The organism is Pedobacter cryoconitis (assembly GCF_001590605.1).
GTDB classification, from domain to species: Bacteria; Bacteroidota; Bacteroidia; order Sphingobacteriales; family Sphingobacteriaceae; genus Pedobacter; species Pedobacter cryoconitis_A.
This window is the reverse complement of sequence record NZ_CP014504.1, coordinates 3,919,470-3,938,750: the sequence shown is the minus strand read 5'-3', so window position 1 is coordinate 3,938,750 and position 19,281 is coordinate 3,919,470. Positions and strand designations below refer to the sequence as shown.

Annotated in this window: 15 protein-coding genes; 2 read left to right on the top strand and 13 right to left on the bottom strand. The window is 39.0% G+C overall.

Annotated features, from left to right (window positions below; genetic code table 11):
* Nucleotides 1-25: 25 nt before the first annotated feature.
* The 9 genes from AY601_RS16290 to pyrR form a co-directional block, all read right to left on the bottom strand.
* Nucleotides 26-1,312 (bottom strand): bifunctional folylpolyglutamate synthase/dihydrofolate synthase, encoded by a 1,287-nt coding sequence (locus tag AY601_RS16290; RefSeq protein WP_068402968.1) that lies wholly within the window; start codon nt 1,310-1,312, stop codon nt 26-28.
* 43 nt (nt 1,313-1,355) lie between these two features.
* On the bottom strand, nt 1,356-2,177 hold the full coding sequence (locus AY601_RS16285) for an energy transducer TonB (RefSeq protein ID WP_068402966.1): 822 nt from the start codon (nt 2,175-2,177) through the stop codon (nt 1,356-1,358).
* On the bottom strand, nt 2,177-2,578 hold the full coding sequence (locus AY601_RS16280; protein WP_068402964.1) for an ExbD/TolR family protein: 402 nt from the start codon (nt 2,576-2,578) through the stop codon (nt 2,177-2,179). Before AY601_RS16280 ends, AY601_RS16285 begins: the two co-directional genes overlap by 1 nt.
* On the bottom strand, nt 2,578-3,288 hold the full coding sequence (locus AY601_RS16275; protein ID WP_068402962.1) for a MotA/TolQ/ExbB proton channel family protein: 711 nt from the start codon (nt 3,286-3,288) through the stop codon (nt 2,578-2,580). Before AY601_RS16275 ends, AY601_RS16280 begins: the two co-directional genes overlap by 1 nt.
* 2 nt (nt 3,289-3,290) lie before the next feature.
* The gene (locus tag AY601_RS16270) at nt 3,291-4,910 is read right to left on the bottom strand and encodes a hypothetical protein (protein WP_157287970.1); all 1,620 of its coding nucleotides are present in this window, start codon (nt 4,908-4,910) and stop codon (nt 3,291-3,293) included.
* Nucleotides 4,911-4,984: 74 nt separating this feature from the next.
* On the bottom strand, nt 4,985-6,748 hold the full coding sequence (locus AY601_RS16265) for a TonB-dependent receptor (RefSeq protein ID WP_068402956.1): 1,764 nt from the start codon (nt 6,746-6,748) through the stop codon (nt 4,985-4,987).
* Nucleotides 6,749-6,759: 11 nt separating this feature from the next.
* Entirely contained in the window at nt 6,760-9,780 is a 3,021-nt protein-coding gene (locus AY601_RS16260; protein WP_068402954.1) for a tetratricopeptide repeat protein, read from the bottom strand.
* A gap of 212 nt (nt 9,781-9,992) precedes the next feature.
* The gene (locus AY601_RS16255; RefSeq protein WP_068402951.1) at nt 9,993-10,925 is read right to left on the bottom strand and encodes an aspartate carbamoyltransferase catalytic subunit; all 933 of its coding nucleotides are present in this window, start codon (nt 10,923-10,925) and stop codon (nt 9,993-9,995) included.
* Nucleotides 10,926-10,928: 3 nt separating this feature from the next.
* A complete protein-coding gene (pyrR, locus tag AY601_RS16250; RefSeq protein WP_068402950.1) occupies nt 10,929-11,477 on the bottom strand; it encodes a bifunctional pyr operon transcriptional regulator/uracil phosphoribosyltransferase PyrR in 549 nt (182 codons plus the stop codon).
* Between the two features lie 324 nt (nt 11,478-11,801).
* On the opposite strand from pyrR, the gene AY601_RS16245 reads away from it, so the two are divergent.
* The gene (locus AY601_RS16245) at nt 11,802-12,197 is read left to right on the top strand and encodes a thiol-disulfide oxidoreductase DCC family protein (protein WP_068402949.1); all 396 of its coding nucleotides are present in this window, start codon (nt 11,802-11,804) and stop codon (nt 12,195-12,197) included.
* 107 nt (nt 12,198-12,304) lie between these two features.
* Here AY601_RS16245 and rpsA read toward each other — a convergent pair whose 3' ends face one another.
* Both rpsA and cmk read right to left on the bottom strand, forming a co-directional pair.
* Nucleotides 12,305-14,239 (bottom strand): 30S ribosomal protein S1, encoded by a 1,935-nt coding sequence (gene rpsA, locus AY601_RS16240; RefSeq protein WP_068402947.1) that lies wholly within the window; start codon nt 14,237-14,239, stop codon nt 12,305-12,307.
* A 159-nt stretch (nt 14,240-14,398) separates the two neighbouring features.
* On the bottom strand, nt 14,399-15,085 hold the full coding sequence (gene cmk / locus AY601_RS16235; protein WP_068402945.1) for a (d)CMP kinase: 687 nt from the start codon (nt 15,083-15,085) through the stop codon (nt 14,399-14,401).
* Nucleotides 15,086-15,155: 70 nt separating this feature from the next.
* Here cmk and AY601_RS16230 point away from each other — a divergent pair, with 70 nt between their 5' ends.
* Nucleotides 15,156-15,578, top strand: coding sequence for a peptide chain release factor-like protein (locus AY601_RS16230; RefSeq protein ID WP_068402942.1), 423 nt, complete (start codon nt 15,156-15,158; stop codon nt 15,576-15,578).
* Between the two features lie 38 nt (nt 15,579-15,616).
* On the opposite strand, the gene AY601_RS16225 is transcribed toward AY601_RS16230, so the two are convergent.
* Together AY601_RS16225 and lon are read right to left on the bottom strand one after the other, a co-directional pair.
* On the bottom strand, nt 15,617-16,570 hold the full coding sequence (locus AY601_RS16225; protein ID WP_068402940.1) for a lipid A deacylase LpxR family protein: 954 nt from the start codon (nt 16,568-16,570) through the stop codon (nt 15,617-15,619).
* A 72-nt stretch (nt 16,571-16,642) separates the two neighbouring features.
* Nucleotides 16,643-19,117 carry an endopeptidase La gene (gene lon / locus AY601_RS16220; protein ID WP_068402938.1) on the bottom strand — a complete coding sequence of 825 codons (2,475 nt, stop codon included), beginning with the start codon at nt 19,115-19,117 and terminating at the stop codon, nt 16,643-16,645.
* Nucleotides 19,118-19,281 lie beyond the last annotated feature (164 nt).

Here is a 19,281-nt window from a genome sequence, read left to right as displayed (position 1 = left end):
TCAGGTTATGAAGCTTGAATAAGCTTTAAAGCACTTCAGCTACGACGAATGTACTCCCACCAACAAAAATCAGATCATCGGTTTCAGCAGTCGCTTTAGCTGCGTTCAAAGCTAAGGTTACCGTTTCGAAAACAGGGCCTTGTAACATAAATTTTGCCGCTTGTTCTGCCAGTTGATGTGCTGGCATTGCTCTTTCCAGATCGGGCTGGCAAAAGTAGTATTTTGCATTTAACGGGAGCATTTCCAATACACTGGTCACATCTTTATCGCCTAACATGCCAATAACGATATGTAAATTGTGATATTCGGTGGCATTGATGTTTTCCAGTACTTCCTGGATACCTGCAATATTATGTCCGGTATCACAGATAATTAAAGGATTCTCCTGGAGGGTTTGCCATCTTCCTTGTAAACCAGTAATTTGAACGGTATGGGCCAAACCACTATACAAGGCTTCATCAGTAATGTTAAAGCCATGTTGATTCAATGTCAGTACAGATTGTATGACTGTCAGCAAGTTTTTTAGCTGATAAAATCCGCTCAGATCAAGTGTCAAATCTTTAAACAGACAGGTATCTTGTTGATAAACTGATGTTTTCAGTAGTCTGCCTTCGCGTACGGTATCCTGAACACGCAGCTCCGTATTTGCAAAGATCAGCTCACTTGCTGTTTCTTTGGCTTCAGTTATGAATACCTGCGCAATTTCTTCTTGTCTTTCTCCGATCACAGCGGGCACTCCGGGTTTGATAATCCCAGCTTTCTGTCCAGCAATTTCAAACAGGGTATTGCCTAATAAATTGGTATGGTCAAAGCTGATATTTGTAATTACGGACAACGCCGGATGAATGATATTTGTCGAATCTTTTCTGCCGCCAAGGCCAACTTCAACAATGGCTACGTCAACCTTTTCTGCTTCGAAGTAAGCAAATGCCATCGCCACGGTTACTTCAAAAAAAGAAGGGCTAATGGATTCCATAAGCTCTTTTTGCTGTGCGGTAAAATCAGTGACGAAACGTTCAGTGATCATTTCGCCATTTACTCTGATCCTTTCTCTGAAGTCTTTTAAATGGGGAGAGGTATATAAGCCGGTTTTGTAACCGGCTTTCTGTAAAATAGCCGCAAGCATATGTGAAGTAGAGCCTTTCCCATTTGTACCGCCTACGTGTATAGTCTTAAATTTATCCTGAGGGTTTCCCAGATTTTCACACATCACGATCGTGTTGTGTAAGTCCTTTTTCATTGCTGCTGCACCGATACGGGTAAACATTGGAAGTCTGCTGTACAGGTAATCCAGGGTTTCTAAATAAGTCATTGAAATGATTTGCTAAGGGTACAAAAGTATCAAAGAAACCGAATTATTTCACTTTAAAATTAAAAACTACAACGCCTACCTGCAGGTCAGGTGCAGATTCAGATTGGTTGAGACGTGCACCCATTACGGCTGCTTTACATTTAGCCCAGAGATCCAGATCCTGCAAGGTTGTCCCTCTGACACCAGGAGTGGCATCTACAACTATCCCTTGTTTATTGATACTGATCCTGACTGCTATTTTACCTGTTTTTTGTCCGTTATCCTGAGGGGTTACCAGGTTAGTAAAGCGTCTTAATGCAATTGGCGTACCACCAAAACCAGAACCGCCTTCACCATAATTGTTAGCTAATGGATCTCCGTTAACTGATCCCTGATTACCAGGTGTAGTTCCGGTCCCATCTCCCTGTCCATTTCCTTTGTTGGCTTTACCTTTATAAAGTGCATTTTGATTTACAGCAGGTTTAGCTGGTTTGTCAACCACTTTGGTAGCGACAGTAGGGGTAGAAGGTTTCGTGTTTTTCTTAGTACTGATACTTACGGCTTCTTCGTTGTCTTGTGTCGTGATTTCCTTGTCGGAACTTTCTACTGATTTAACAGGCGTAACTACCTTTTCAGGAACTACTTTGTCAGGAAGCTGCTTGTTTGCATCCGGGTCGGCAGAAGGTTCCTCTATACTGGTATAATCCGTACCCATTCCCTCTACAGAAGTACCATAATTAACTACCATTCCGCCCATACCTGCTTCTTCAACAGGTTTGAAAGTCCCGATAGCAATAAAAAAGCTTAATATCAATAAACCAGCCATGATCGCGGTGGATATTGCTACGGCCTTAGGATAATTATTTTCTTCTTTATGGTAAGTCATTATTTTTTTGGTTCTACAGCTAATACAACTTTCAGTTTCAACTGATTGGCTACATCAAAAACTGCCATAGTATTCTCGATGGAAACTCCTCTGGCAACATATAATACGATTGTCAGATCCGGAGATGCCTTTTGATAAGTTTCAATACTTGCTTTCATCTGATCCAGTGTGACTGGTTGTTTCTCTACAAAATAAGTCAGATTATCATTGATAGAGACCGTCACTGTTTTCTGGGCAGCAGATTGTTGTCCGGATTCAGAACGTGGAAGAAGTAATTTAACGACCTGCGGGTTCACTGCTGCCGAAGCAAGCAGGAAGAACAGCATCAGGAAAAACATGATGTCATTCAGCGCAGAAGTGTGTACCTCAACAGTTCCTTTATTTCTTTTGCGTAGATTCATTATTTACCTGGTTCCTCTAATAGATCAATAAATTCTAATGCATCGGTTTCCATTCTCAGGATGATCCTTTCAACCATTGCATTCAGGATGTGGTATAATACATAAGCGATAATACCTACAATCAGCCCTGTTGCTGAAGTAATCATTTTAGTATATAAACCACCAGATATAGTTCCGATTTCAATCGCACCTTTTACGGATACATCATGGAAAATTGTAATTACCCCGATAATTGTTCCTACGAAACCTAACATGGGCGCGATACCTGCAATGATCCCTAAGATGCTGATGTTTTTCTCTAGTTTAGAGACTTCCAGTTTACCTACGTTCTCAATTGCAGCTTCAATATCCTTGATCGGACGGCCAATACGTCTAAGCCCTTTTTCCAGCATACGTCCCAAAGGGGAGTTCGTATTTCTGCATAAAGCAGTCGCATTTTCCAATCTGCCTTCGTGGATATATTGTTTAATCTGAAGCATTAGATTAGACTCTGTTTTAGAAGATTTTCTGATTGTCAGGTAACGTTCAACGAAGATTACCAAACCAGAAAAAGCAAGAAATGCAAGTGGAAGCATAACCCAGCCACCCTTCATTAATAAATCAAAGAAGTGAAGTTCCTGAGGTGCAGCAGCTACAGCCTGGTTTGCGGCGTTGGCGGTATCTGTTAAATGGTGTACTGTATCTGTAGCAACCTGTAGCAAAGTGATCATATTTATTGTTTGTTTTTATAAATGTATATTCCGGGTATCTTAAGTTTTTTTGATAGTCTCTCCAATTCAAGCTTGGCTGATTCCTCATCTTTTAACGTTGCAATACTCATCTTTAGTCTTTTTCCCGACATATTGGTGACAACTTTCGCAGTGATGCCGCTCCTTTTCATCAGCTCAATGAACCTGTCTGCTTCTTTCTGATCGTGCATGGAAGCGCCTATGATCTCATAAACAACAGCGGCGTCATGTGTTGGGGCTACTGCTTTTTTCAAAACTGAGTCTTTTTTTGCGGCAGCAGGGGCAGCGGTTGAAGGTGCTGCAACTGTTGTTTTAGGGGTATCAGCAGGAGCTGTAATAGCTTCAGATTTGTATCTTTCCTGTATGGGCCTCTTTATTGGTTCTTCAGTTTTCGGAGTTGCAAAAGGACTATTGGCTAATATTCCGCTAAACCATTCTGGTTTGACCATATAGGCAACAATCATCATGATCACTAAAATCAGGAAACCCAGTATGATTTTTAAATATAACGGAGTACCTTTTGGCTGCTCTTCCTCTTCTTCAGGATTGTAAATTTCTTCGTTCTTATTGTAAAACGGAGCTGGCTCGTTCGCTTTAGTATTGTCTTTAATATTCCAGATCACTTCTTCCTGCTCAGTAATCGTAGCTTTTGCTACCGGAGATTTAGAACGATAGAAATTAAGGGCTTCGATTTCTGCGCGAAGTTGTTTTTCATCTTTGCGCGGTTGGCCGGGACTATCGGGAATAAAATTTTCCTGGTGAGGGACAACGGTTTCTATAGTTGGTTCCTGGACAGGGGTAACCGCAGGAGCTGCCGTAGTTGCCGCAGGAGTAACAGGCTCTTCTGTATGGGTTGTGGGAACTCCTTCTGTTTTTTCTTTTTCTTCCGGGATCGCTGGTTCTTCCATATGGGGAACAACTGTTTCAACAGGAACGATTACCGGGATCTCTTCGGCAGGTGCCTCATCTTTCTCTTCAGCAAGAGTTACTTCTTGTTCAGGAGTTTCTATCTGATCCGGAACAGCCGGGGTTTCAAAGGGTAATGCTTCCTCTTCTGAAGCAGCCGAAATCTCTTCAACAGATGCCTGATCTTCCTCTTCTTCAACAGGAACAACTGCAGGAACTACTTCTTCTTCTGTATTGGATTGGTTTTCTTCGACTGATGGTGTCTCAGGCATGATCTCTTCGGCTGAAGGTTCCTGATCGGCTTTTACAACCGGTAAACCATAAAAATCAAAACCGTAATTCAGTTTTTCAGCTGGTTCAAAGCGGAATTCATCATCAGCTTTATATAACTTTCCAAGTTCACCAAAATCGGCATGCTGCTGATTATTTAGCTGCTGCAGGATACCAGTGCTGAATTCATCAATAAAGTAGTTGGCAGTATCAATTGATACATTCCTTTTTTTACTGATAAATTCGGCTAATATAATCTCTTCTTTAACTTCAGGCGTAAAGTCAATCGTATAACTGGGTGGTACAAATGAATGCATTCCGGCATCGTACCTTCCCGGTAATTTCTTTTTGTAGACAGTTCCCAATCCGGAAACTCCTACGGCTTTACGGGTTTGAATAAGTTCTGAGAGGTAAGATAAGATATCCATTCTGGTAAAAATAAATTTAAATTCCGTATCAACCAATTATAATTGTAATTGCCTGGATAAATCCAGGCAATCTCTTAGAACGAATAGCTGATTCCGCCAAATACATTTACACCAATTGCCTGGTAATATAAGTATCTGCTGTACTCTTTATTTAACAGGTTATTCGCTTTAACGAATGCTGAGAATTTGTTGTTGATTTTATAGTTAGCGCCAAGTCCTAAGTCTACAAAACCTTTCACATTCACTACTTGTTCGATTGCAGGGTTAGGGATGATGTAAGGAGCAGCTGGAGCAGCAGTGTAGATTTTTGCATTTGATGCGTCCTGGATAACTACAGCAGCAGTAAAACCTAATTTGTCTGTTACATTGTATAACAGGTCTGAACTTATACGCAATTGAGGTTTGAACCAGCTATATTGTTCTGAAGCTGGTTTGTAATCTTCTACGTTGATTTTACCAGTCCATTTTAACTGATCACTCACCTGAACAGAAACTTCACCTTCTAAACCTAATAATTTCATCGTTCCGAAATCGTAGATCACATCAAATTTGTTGAAGTCTGTAAAGTTGTTTACGAAAAGTGGCATGTCAGTAATTTCCTTGCGGTATACTCTTGCTTTGTAACCAAAACCAGGGCCGCCAGTACCTTTAATACCTGCACTGAAACTTAGTTTTTCAATAGAGTTTCTAATGGCAATATTGCTATTCAGGAATGGGTTTTCATCCGAGAATTCTTTCATAGAATTTCTGTTCACGTCTCCTTTAATCTCTCCAAAAATCTGCAGGTAATCAGGAATAATTGTGAAGTCTGCAGTTACAGCAGGGAAGATCCTTGATTTAGACACCGTACCAAACTCCTGAACAAAGTTAATTCCTGCTGTGATTTTGATTCCACTAGCCTGTAAACGGATGTATGGGTTTAAACGTAATAAATTATTGGTTACACTTGTTGATACATCTTTCGTATTCCCAAACTCTCCTGAAGCAGCTAAACCAAAGTTGAAACTGCTGATCCTTTTATTCAAATAACCGTTAATCACAACCGAATTTTCGCTGGCAGATAACTGGTCACCCCAGATATAGCCGTTAATTTTAGCTGCATAACTTAAGGCATCTTCATCTTCACTGTGTTTGTTGACAACCTCAGCTTCTGCTTCAATAAAGTTGAAAGACTGCTTTCCGGGATTAGGATTTCTTAGTGGATTGGTTTCATCATAACCATAGAAATAAAGACCTTTTCTCTCGTAATTAATACGACCGCTGAATATCGCTTTTTCACCGATGCTGCGACCGAAAACGCTTAATTGCTGTTGGTTGAATTTCTGTCCGTTTAATTTTCCGGACTGACTGAAGTGTCTGAAAAAACCACCTGCCTGGTAATTTTCAGAACGGCCCATATTAATATAAGCTTCACCTAAAACTGTGCTGGCAGAACCAAAAGCACCTTTTACATAGTTATTGATAATTTCTGTTTGTTTTTCTGCCGCAACTTCTTGTGCATATAATTTATCAATGTCTGAATTAAGCTCCAGTTTTCTATCAGTTAAGCTGTAATTGAAACGTGCTTTATAAGTTTTAACATCGTTCAAGTCCGGGCTTCTTCTTAATTTAACTGCTTCGGCCAAAATTGGCTTATAAGGTCTTACGACTTCGATCTCTTCAGTTACTTGTTTGTCGTCATCGTTTTTATCTGCTACTTTTTTATCCGCAACTTTCTTTTCTGCTGCCTTCTTCTCGGTAGCTTTCTTTTCAGTCGTTTTTTTATCCTGTGCCTTGATGGTCAGTGTACCTGCGGTCAGTAAAAAAACAGTAGTATATAATAATTTGTTGAATCTCATGGTGCTTTGTCTTATTTAATTTTTTCTAATTTCTCTTTGGCAGTAGCGACAATTTCATCTTTACCGTCATAGTTATCAATAATACTTAAGAGCGTACTTTTCGCTTGCAGTTTGTCTTTTAATGCGACATAATTATCTGCCAGCAGGATAAACGCTTTTGCCACCCAGTAATCGTAAGAAGGCATGTTATTGACTAAATCAAAACAAGTTTTCTGAGATGCTTTATAGTCATGTTTATTATATTGGATTTCTGCCAATGTGTATTTTGCTTCAGCAGCAGCCAGTGTTTTTGTTTTAGCAACTACATTACTGAATGATTTCACAGCCATTGTAGTATCTGCTTTTAACAAGTAAGCTTTACCAGCATAAAGATCTGCACTGTTCACTTCTTCTTCAGAAGCTTTGTCAGATTCTTTAGTCAGCAATACATACTTCAACATATCATCTGGCATGTTCAACGCCGTATAAGCCTGAAGCAGATTATTAATTGCAAATGAATAATGTGACTTGTAATCTGCAGATGTTTCCAGTCTTTTCAGATATACGATAGCTTCATTGTATTTTTTCTGTGCTAAGAATAATTTAGAAATGCTAACCAGTGAACGTTCTGTGTAATCACTTGTCCAGTCATTCAGGATGAATTCGTAATCAGCAATTGCATCATCAGGACGGTTCAGTTTAACTAGTGATTCTGCTCTGATAAACTTCGCTTCTTTAGCATGTATCGCTTTTGGATACTTGTCAAAGTAAGCATTTACGCTTTCTACTGTTCCTTGTGCATCACCTTTCAGGTAAGTGTTTTTGGCTGCCGAGAAAACAATATTATCCTGTTCTGCTACCGTATAATTACCGATAGGTGTGGTGTTCGCATAAGCGATAAAGCCATTGGCATCACCGCGGTCCACATAGATATTTTTGATAGATTCCAAAGCTTGTTTAGCTTCTTCAGTACTTGCATAGTCGTTGATTACTTTCTTGAACGATGCCAGTGCTTCTTCATCTTTATCCTGGTTATATTGTACCAGTCCGATTGTAACCAGTGCTCTTGGTACATAACTGCTGTTCGGGTATTTAGTGATCAGTGCAGTCAGGTCAGTTTTTGATTTGTCCAGGTCACCTTTATTGAAATAGGTATAGGCAATTTCAAAACCTGCATCATCTGCATAATTTGAAGATGGGAATTGTTGTAACAGGCTGCCCATTGTAGTAATCTTGGTATCGTCCTGTCCCTGTAATCCCTGGATCATCCCTCTCTGGAACAATGCATAATCTTCACCTGTTGATTTGTTGGTGATGATTCTGTTATAGTAGGTTAAGGCATTTGCATAGCTTTTGCTTACGAAGTAAGAATCCGCTAAACGCATGGTTGCATCAACTACTGTGTTTTTGTCTTTATCATTTCCATTCAGGAAGCGTTCAAAGTAAGTTGCTGCTTTTGCATATTTCTCATCTTCAAAGGCTGCATAAGCCAATGCATAATTCGCAAAGTTGTATACTTTGGTTTTATCTGCATCAGGCATGGCCAGGAATTTCTCAAATGTTCTGACTGCTTCTCCGTACTTGCGTAACTCGTACATGGCTTCTGCCATCCAGTAAGTACTCAATGCATGAATCTCAGCATCATTGGGAATTGCATTGGAACGCTGGAACATCGAAAGCCCGTTCGGGAAAGCACGTTCGTTGTAGAATTCCAAACCTCTGAAGTATAATACTTTCTGGTAAGCTTCCAGTGCTTCTGGTGATTTATTCTGAATAGGCTCTAAAATATCAATTGCAGCCTGGTAGTTTTTGCTGGTTAAAAGAATCTCGCCCAATAATGTTTTGGCGTCGTTAATTTTACGCGAAGAAGGGAATTGCTTTAAGAAGCTCTGTGTAGATTCTAACGCCTGCTGATTGAAATCAAGTTCATAACTTAATCTTGCATAGTTAATCCAGGCATCTTCCTGCGTCACTTTGTCAAATTCAAGACGGGATGCTCTGAAGAAAGCACTTCTTGCTTTTGATTTGTCACCTAGTTTAATGAAAGCACGGCCTAAGGTGTGCATACCGCTTTGCAAATACACATCATCGGTAGTTAACTGCTCTAATATACCTACAGATTCTCTGTACATCCCCAATTCGAACAGGGAGTAACCGTATTGGTAAATGAAGAGATTGTTTTTAGTTTTAGTATTACCGCTTTTGGTATAAAAGTCACTGAAATACAGTGCTGCATTTTTGTAGTCTGATTTAGCAAAATAAGAAGCAGCAATTAAACTCAGCATTTCTGCTTCAAATTGTTGTTTGGTATTTTTTAATACCGGAACTGCATAACTGATCACATCATCATAGCGCTCATCCAGGTAGTACATGGAGGTGATATAATAAGGATAACTTGCTTCATAAGTTTTAGAACCTTTCAGTTTTTCAAAATTACTCAGGGCTGTTTTATACTCTTTATTCAGGTAATTGATATAAGCAAAGTAATAAGTTGCACTTTCCTGGAAAGGGCCGTCAACTTGTTTTACTGCTTCAAATAAAGGTTCTGCTTTTTCTATGTTTTTCAGTTCGAAATAAGAATAAGCCTGTTTGAACTGGTATTCTGTTCTTTGTTTCTGAGAAAGGGTAGAAGGGTCAGTTTTTTCAAACCAGTCCAATGCTTTCTGGTAGTTTTTTTGCGCGAAATAAGATTTACCTACATGGAAGTAAGCTAATTTAGTATTTGGATTTAACGGATAGTCTTTAATGAAGGTTTGAAATAGGCTTTCTGCATCGCGGTTACCTAATTCCAATGCACAGACAGCGGCATAAAACTTGGCGTTTTCTTTGAGTAAAGAAAGTTCCGCATTACTTTCCTGAGCTGTTCCGGGTTTTTGTCTTAGCTGTTCAACCAATCTGAATTGTTGAGCTGCAGCGACATACTTTTCGTTTTGAAGTAATTCAAGGCCCGTCTGATAGTTTTTATTGAGGTTTACTAACGCACTTACCTGCGCATAACCTGCGGTAAGGTTACCAGCTAATAAAAGCGGAATAAAAAAGTATTTTTTCTTCATTGGTGTTTAATTTCTTTAAGCGGTTATGAAACTAACATGGGTTAACACGGTTTAAAACGTGATAAACTCATGATGGTTGCAATGATTTCAAATATGGTTGCTGCTAATATAATTATTGTAAAGTGTCTTGTTAACATAAGAAGTTAACAAGTGTTGATAACACTGTTTAACGTTAATTCAGCCGGAATGTTATAAAAGAAAAGGTTTGAAGACTAATCTCTCTGAGAAGCAAGCAGATAAAGTACAGCCATTCTGATGGCTACTCCATTTTCTACCTGGTCTAAAATGATAGATTGTTTACTGTCAGCGACATCACTTGTTATCTCCACACCTCTGTTAATGGGACCTGGGTGCATGACAATGATTTCTTTGTCCAGGTTATCCAGGATCTGTTTATTCAGGCCGTACATCATCGCATATTCTCTTAAGGAAGGGAAATATTTGATATCTTGTCTTTCCAGCTGAATGCGCAGCATGTTTGCAACATCGCACCAGTTTAGCGCTTTGATCAGGTCATGTTCAACTTTTACGCCCAGGCTGGCTATATGTTTTGGGATCAGTGTAGTCGGTCCGCAAACCATCACTTCTGCACCTAGTTTTTGCAAGCAGAGTATATTGGAGATCGCTACTCTTGAATGCAGGATATCTCCGACAATCACGACTTTCTTTCCTGCTACTTCACCTAGTTTCTCACGGATTGAGTAAGCGTCCAGTAATGCTTGTGTAGGGTGCTCATGCGCGCCGTCTCCGGCATTTACGATCTGTGCATTGATGTGTTTGCTCAGAAATACACCTGCACCTGCGTATGGATGTCTCATGACTACCATATCCACTTTCATGGCCAGGATATTATTTACGGTATCAATTAGTGTTTCTCCTTTACTTACAGAAGAGGAGGAGGCTGCGAAATTGATCACATCGGCCGAAAGTCTTTTTTCTGCCAGTTCAAAGGATAGTTTGGTACGTGTTGAGTTTTCGAAGAAGATATTAGCAATTGTAATATCACGCAGTGAAGGGACTTTTTTTATCGTCCTGTTAATGACGCCCTTGAAATTATCTGCAGTCTCAAAAATCAATTCAATATCATTCAGGGTAATATCTTTAATGCCTAAAAGATGTCGTGTTGATAGTTTTTCTGCTGCCATTTCTTATTTATTTCGGTCTGATAATAATATTACTTTGTCTTCTCCTTCTGTCTCTTTCCAGCTCACTTTTACCATTTGGGAATCCAGACTGTCTACCTGCTGCCCGATGTAATCAGGTTCAATAGGTACATGTCTTGAAAATCTCCTGTCAATGAGTACCAATAGTTCCACTTTGGCCGGCCTGCCAAAAGCAAGCAATGCATCCAGTGCAGCCCGGATAGTACGGCCTGTCCAGAGTACATCATCGATCAGAATGACATTGCAGTCTTCAATGATAAAATCTATGGTGTTGCTGTTTGCGGAAACAAGCCCGTCTTTTCTTCTGAAGTCATCTCTGAAGAAAGTAATGTCAAGATTACCTTTTCTGATATTCTTGTTTTTAAGGGTTTCTGAAAGTTCTTGTTTGATTCTGTCTGCGAAGTAACTGCCCCGGGGCTGTATACCAATGAGTACGGTATTAGAAAAATCGTTGTGATTCTCAATTAATTGATGACAAAGTCTCTTAATTGTGATTTGGAATTTTTTACCGTCTAGCAGGGTTCTCTTTTGCATTGACAAATTGATTAGGCAAATATAAAAAATCGGATTGAATTATATACCCGCAATTTTAATTAATTTCAATGAGCTTCGACGTTTTAATTGTAAAATAATGCTAATTGCCTGATTTCTATACTGAAATTTATTAGTGGATGCCTGTTATTTTTGTGAGATTATTCCAGAACCTTCTTTTGCCGGATAATTTGGAGTATTTGATCAATGGATCAGGAATATAATTCAACTGAATAACAATTTCGCAATTATTAATGCGGATTTCCGTTACTATTAATTAGAAGCAATTAAGCGCTTAAACCCTTTGCTAATTCACTAAATTGCACTATGCAGCAGGCTATAATATTCTTTGACGGTGTTTGTAATTTATGCGCAGGCTCAGTTAAATTCGTCATTAAGAGAGATCATAAAGATAGGTTCAGGTTTGCTGCCTTACAGAGCGATATTACGCAGCAGCACCTTGGGCCATTTGGTTTGTCACTCAGTGAACTCAGCAGTATTATCCTGTTAGAGAATGGGAGGGTTTATCAACGCTCTACTGCTGCTTTACGTATTGCCAGGCATTTGAGTGGAGGATGGCCATTGTTATATGTTTTTATAATCGTCCCTGCGTTTATCCGTGATTTCGTTTACAATCAGATCGCAAAACGCCGGTACACAATCTGGGGCCGGGAGGAGAGCTGTATGGTGCCCACCGCTGAGTTGAAGGCTAAGTTCTTGTAATCTATCTCGGAGAGCCCCTTATCCTAAAGACTAATTTCTAAAACTATTAAAAATAGAAAAGGGTGCCTTTTGTAAGACACCCTATTTCTTATATATAAGCTTGAAGATTATTTAGCTTTGTTTTTGCTTTCTTCGCCTTCCATTTGCTCTTTCAATTGTGCAAGAACACCTAGATCACCAAGAGTTGATTTCTCAACTGAATCTTTAACTTTTTTAACTGCATTGCTTGAAGCTTTAGCATCTTTTTTCTTAGTAGCTCTTTCTTCAGCAGCAACTTCAGCTTTAGCCTCTTCCCAGATACGGGCGTGAGAAACAACGATACGTTTAGCATCTTTGTTAAACTCAATGATTTTGAAATCATTAGTTTCTTCAGCTTTGATAGTAGTACCATCTTCTTTAGCCATGTGTTTAGTTGGAACGAATCCTTCTACACCATATGGTAAAGCAATAACAGCACCTTTATCAGTTACTTTAACAACAGTTCCCTGGTGAACTGAATCTAACGTGAAGATAGTTTCAAAAGTATCCCAAGGGTTTTCTTCTAATTGTTTATGACCTAAGCTTAATTTACGGCTATCAACGTCTAATTCTAAAACAACTACGTCTAATGTATCACCAACTTTAGTGAATTCGTTAGGGTGGTTAACTTTTTTAGACCATGAAAGATCAGAGATATGGATTAATCCATCAATACCTTCTTCAATTTCCACGAATACACCGAAGTTAGTCATGTTTTTAACTACAGCAGTATGTTTGCTTCCGATAGGATATCTTTCAGCAACATTTTGCCATGGATCTTGCGTTAATTGCTTAATACCTAAGCTCATTTTGCGTTCGTCTCTGTCTAAAGTTAACACTTCAGCTTCGATTTCATCGCTAACTTTCAAGAATTCCTGTGGGCTGCGTAAGTTTTGAGACCAGGACATTTCTGAAACGTGAATTAAACCTTCAACGCCAGGAATGATTTCTAAGAATGCACCGTAATCAGCTACAGTAACGATTTTACCTTTAACTTTAGATCCAACAACAAGGTTAGTATCTAAACTTTCCCATGGGTGTGGAGTTAATTGTTTTAAGCCTAATGCGATACGTTTTTTCTCGTCATCAAAGTCAAGAACAACAACGTTGATTTTCTCATCTAAGCTCAATACTTCTTTTGGATGCTCTATGCGGCCCCAAGAAATATCAGTAATGTGAAGTAAACCGTCAACACCACCTAAATCGATGAATACACCGAAGTCAGTAATGTTCTTAACAGTACCTTCTAATACCTGACCTTTTTCAAGTTTAGATACGATCTCAACTTTTTGACTTTCTAAATCGTCTTCGATTAAGATTTTGTGTGATACGACAACGTTTTTAAATTCGTGGTTGATTTTCACAACTTTGAATTCCATTGTTTTACCTACATAAACATCGTAATCACGGATCGGTTTGATGTCGATCTGAGAACCAGGTAAGAAAGCTTCAACACCCATGATGTCAACGATAAGACCACCTTTAGTACGGCTTTTAACAAATCCGTTGATGATTCTGTCATTGTCAAGGGCTTCGTTGATAGATTCCCAAGATCTCTGAGTTTTAGCTCTTTTACGAGATAAAATCAATTGACCATTTGCGTCTTCCGGAGCTTCAACAAATACATCAACTGTGTCACCGATTTTCAAATCAGGTGTATCACGGAATTCAGAAGTTGATACTAAACCGTCAGATTTAAATCCTACGTTTAATACAACGTCTTTATTGTTGATAGATACAACAATACCGCTGATAATTTCACCCTGGTTGATTTGATTGAAAGTATCGGTATACATGTCTTCAAACTTTTTACGGTCTTCGTCAGAGTATTTTCCGAAAGCTTTATCGTCTGCGTCCCAGTCAAAATCCTGATCTGGTGTTGCTAGTGATGATTTGATCTGTTCGATCGACAATGAATCTGCTTCAGATTCAATGGTTTCTTTTTCAGTCAGACGAGCGTCTGCACCTTGTAATTCGGCTTTTTTAGCCTCTAATTCTTTTTCTGCTACTTGTTTTTTTGCCATTAATCATTTAATCTCCTTTTCCCTTTAGGGATTGCAAAGATAGAAATTAATATTTTTAATGAAAGAATTTTTTAATAAATGTTGTTGATTTTGAACAGTTTGCCTTGTTTAATATGTATTTTGAATGACAATCGGGTGTTAATTCCCCATATTCTACTTTCAGGCCAGCTGTGGAATGAAAGGGGTTACTTTATTTAATGCGAATTCTAGCTGTTCTACCGGAGTAATTTCTGTATTGTCCAGAATAATAGCATCTTCGGCACGGACAAGCGGGCTTTCTTTTCTTGTGGTATCTGCATAATCACGGTGCGCAAGATTCTCAAAAACATCTTCCAGCGAGGTTGTTGTATCGCCTTTGCTTTGTAATTCTTTGAATCTTCTTTCTGCTCTGACTTTAGGGTCAGCTGTCATGAAAAGTTTAACCTGGGCATCAGGAAATACAGTGGTACCGATATCACGGCCATCCATAACGATGTTTTTGGACTTACCCATGCGCTGTTGCTGTTTCACCATTTCTTTACGGACTTGTTTGAGTGCAGATATTTCACTGACAGTCTCAGAAACCGGCATTTGTCTGATTTCTTCCGAAACTTCTTCGCCGTTTAAGGTGATATGTGATTCGTAATCTCTGGAGTGGAAATTCAGTTCTATGTGCTGAAGAGCATCGATAACTGCTGCCTCATCACTTACATTGGTATGATTGCGTATGAAATATAAAGTCACTGCTCTGTACATTGCACCACTATCGATATAGATAAAGCCTAGTTTTTTAGCCAGTGCTTTCGCCAGTGTACTTTTACCGCATGAAGAATAGCCATCAATGGCCACAACTACATTTTTTCTCATATAGTTGCAAATATACTGTTTTGAGGGTTTTTTAAAATACTATTACAGAAAAAGAATTATTTTTGCGCTTATGTATAAAGATAGAAAAGAACTCGTTAAATCGCTGACCTTTAAAACTTCCAGGAGTGGAGGCAAAGGTGGGCAGAACGTCAACAAGGTTTCCAGTAAAGTAGAAGTGATCCTTCATGTGGAGTCGGCAGAATTTTTCACCACTGCAGAGAAACTATTGCTTGCAGAGCGCCTTGCAAACCGGATGGACACGGAAGGTAATCTTCATGTAGTTTCTCAGGAAGACAGAAGTCAGCTTGTAAATAAGGAACAAAGTATTATTAAATTGATGGCTTTACTGAAAACCGGCCTTCATGTAGACAAGAAAAGGAAACCGACGCACACGCCGAAAAGCGTGATCCTGAGAAGGAAAAGTGACAAAAAATCAATTGCAGTAAAAAAAGAGAACAGAAAAAAGCCAGGTATGGATGCCTGGCTCAATTAATTAATTTACGTTAGTTAGCCGATTGAATAAGGCATGACCTACTTAAATCTGTAAGCTACGGTAGCTGATCCCCACTGATGTGCTCTCGCAATGCTTTTAACTTCTTTCGTTTTAAATATCACTCCAAAATCTGCAGTAAAACGATCTACACTGTAATCGATTCCCAATTGCTGCGCAAATACAATAGGTTTCTGGCTAAATGTTACCGGACTGTTGTTGTTAAATATACTTCCTTCAATAGTTGCATCATAAGCCACCACATTTAACTGCGGTTTAGCGTAGAAAAACATTTCTCTTTTGACCAGTGATTTAGTTTTAGCATTATTGCCGATAGCTGCATGGGTATAAGCGGAGTTAAATAACTGATTCAGGTTACCTGTTCTGAAAAGCAACCCTGCACCTGCACCACTAAAAGTTGTTCCCAGATTTGCATAACCTTCAAAGGATAACTCAACGGCGTTACCTGCTGTACGTGTCAGTAATTTGGTGTACTGTGCAGAAAGGTTAATGGCCAGTTCATTTTTAATCTGGTAATCCCATCCGCCTACGTCATAGAAGCCGAATGTTTTATGCAATAATTTCTGACCAGCTTCACCCAGAGAATTCTTTCCGGTAGTTCCGATCTGTGCGCTTGCAGTGATGATACTTTCATCACTATAAAACCAGTTCATTGTACCACCTATATATAGGTATCCTGCAAAAGGACGATCTTGTGCCGCAGGATCCGGCGCATATCCTGAATAAGGGTTAAACATCATTTGTCCAACGCTGATTTCGTAAGTTTTCTTTTCCAGTCCGGCCTTTAGTTTCGACTGGTCTGCAGCATGACGAAAGTACAGGAACAGTCCGTTCGTGTAATAACGGTCGGAGCCCTGACCCAGATAAGAATCGTTGTCACTTTTGAAACCAACCTCATTTTTAAAGGATTGTGAATAAGCAAAGGAAGAGCAGAACAGGAGAATGAATAGGATTGAATATCCGGTATACTTCATGTGAATTATAAAAAAATAAAGCCCCGGTTATTCCGGAGCTTTAAATATAAGAGTTAAAATTTATCTGCGCAATTAGTTTGCAGCTAATGGTTTGACTTTGATGGTCAGATCCTGGGGATCTTTTATCTGATCTTTCATCAGCGCCAGTTCAATTACTTCTTTCATTTCAGACACATAGTGAAAATTAAGGTCCTTGATATAGCTTTCTTTAATTTCCAGAATATCTTTACGGTTAGATTTACATAAGATAATGTCTTTGATATTTGCTCTTTTTGCTGCAAGGATCTTTTCTTTAATTCCGCCAACTGGCAAGACTTTACCACGAAGGGTAATTTCACCGGTCATGGCTAAATTAGATTTCACTTTACGTTGTGTAAATGCTGAAGTCAATGCAGTCAGCATTGTAATACCTGCTGAAGGGCCATCTTTAGGGGTTGCTCCGGCAGGAACATGTACATGGATATCCCAAAGATCAAACAGCTGATTGTCTATGCCAAATAATGAAGCATGTGCTCTAAGGTAGGCCAGCGCGATAACAGCCGATTCTTTCATGACATCACCCAGGTTACCTGTTAAAGTTAATTTCCCTTTTCCAGGGCTGAGACTTGCTTCTATAAACAGAATGTCACCACCTACTTGTGTCCAGGCCAGTCCGGTAACTACACCAGCAACCTCATTACCCTCGTATAAATCTTTGTCATAGATAGGAGCGCCTAAAATACGTTCCACGTCTTCCAGGCTTAAAGTAACTTCATAAGTTTCTTCCATGGCAATTTTAGTGGCCACGCCACGAACCAGTGAACCAATCTTTTTCTCTAAACCACGAACGCCCGATTCACGTGTATAATCTTCGATTACCTTTTCAATCAAACTTGGTTTTAGAACAATATCTTTTGTTTTAATACCATGCTGTTCTTTTTGTTTTGGTAAAAGATACTTTTTGGCGATTTCTATTTTTTCTTCAATTGTATAGCCGTTCACCTCAATGATTTCCATACGGTCCAGCAAAGCTGGTTGAATGTTACTCAGTGAGTTCGCTGTAGCGATGAACAATACATTGGATAAATCGTAGTCTGTTTCAACATAGTGATCATTGAATGCGCTGTTTTGTTCAGGATCCAATACTTCAAGCAGGGCAGAAGAAGGATCTCCTCTGAAATCAGAACCAACTTTATCAATCTCATCCAATACAAATACCGGGTTAGCGGCACCTGCTTTTTTGATAGACTGAATAATACGGCCTGGCATAGCACCTATATAAGTTTTTCTATGTCCGCGGATTTCAGCTTCATCTCTGATACCACCTAATGCCATACGGACATATTTACGGTTCAGTGCTTTGGCAATTGATTTACCCAATGAAGTTTTACCAACTCCCGGAGGGCCTACCAAACAGATGATTGGCGCTTTCATATCACGTTTTAGCTTTAATACCGCTAAATATTCAATGATACGCTGTTTTACTTTCTCCAGTCCGAAGTGATCTTTGTCTAATACTCTTTGTGCACGCTTAAGATCGAAATTATCTTTAGTGAAATCATTCCATGGTAAATCAAGCAATAATTCAAGGTAATTGATCTGTACAGAGTAATCAGGAGCAGCAGGATTCATTCTTCCCAGCTTTTCCAGTTCTTTACCAAAATGGTCTTTCACTTGTACTGACCATTTTTTCTTCTTTGCACGGACTTCAAGTGCTTCGTATTCCAGGTCTGAAGAGTTTCCTCCCAATTCTTCCTGAATTGTTTTCAGCTGCTGGTTTAAGAAGTAATCTCTTTGCTGTTTATCTAAATCAACACGGACTTTAGATTGAATCTGGTTTTTTAATTCCAGCATCTGCAGTTCTAGTGTCAATAGTTCCATAACCATTAAAGCTCTTGCTCTCAGATTGTCCATTTCAAGCATTTTCTGCTTGTCTTTGACATCTGCATTCATATTAGAAGAGATGAAATTGATCAGGAATGAAGTGCTTTCAATATTCTTCAGGGCCATTGCGGCTTCACTTGGAATATTTGGTGAAAGCTGAATAATCTGTGAAGACATCTCTCTGATAGAAGCTACCAGTGCTTTAAATTCTTTATCTTTTTTATGCTTTGCCTCATTAAATTTACTGATAGTAACTTTAATATAGGGCTCAGACTGTACCTCTTCAATTAATCGGAAGCGTTGTTTTCCCTGGATAATTACAGTCGTGTTACCATCAGGCATCTGCAGCATCTTAATGATGTGTGCTACAGTACCGACTTTATTTAACTGCTCAAAGGTTGGATCTTCAATGGATACATCAAGCTGGGAAACCACACCAATAATTTTGTCACCTTTATAGGCTTCTTTTATCAGTTTTATAGACTTGTCTCTTCCAACGGTAATTGGGATGACAACTCCAGGAAATAATACCGTATTTCTCAATGGAAGTATGGCAAGTATCTCAGGTGTTTCTTCGTTATTCATCTCATCTTCATCCTGTTGGGACATTAAAGGGAAAAATTCCGTATCTTCATTTATGATGGGTAGTGCATTGCCAAAATCAAACTGATCTTTTATACTCATTAATAGGCCTTTCTAGAATAAAAAAACGACAATGTGACAGTCTGCCGCTTATGAAAATTATAATTATATATTGGTGGGTATAATTTCAACTCCTGTGCCAAAGATTGAATATCGGTTTTTATCTGTTAAAAAGTCAGAATATGTAAAATTATTTGACTGATGTA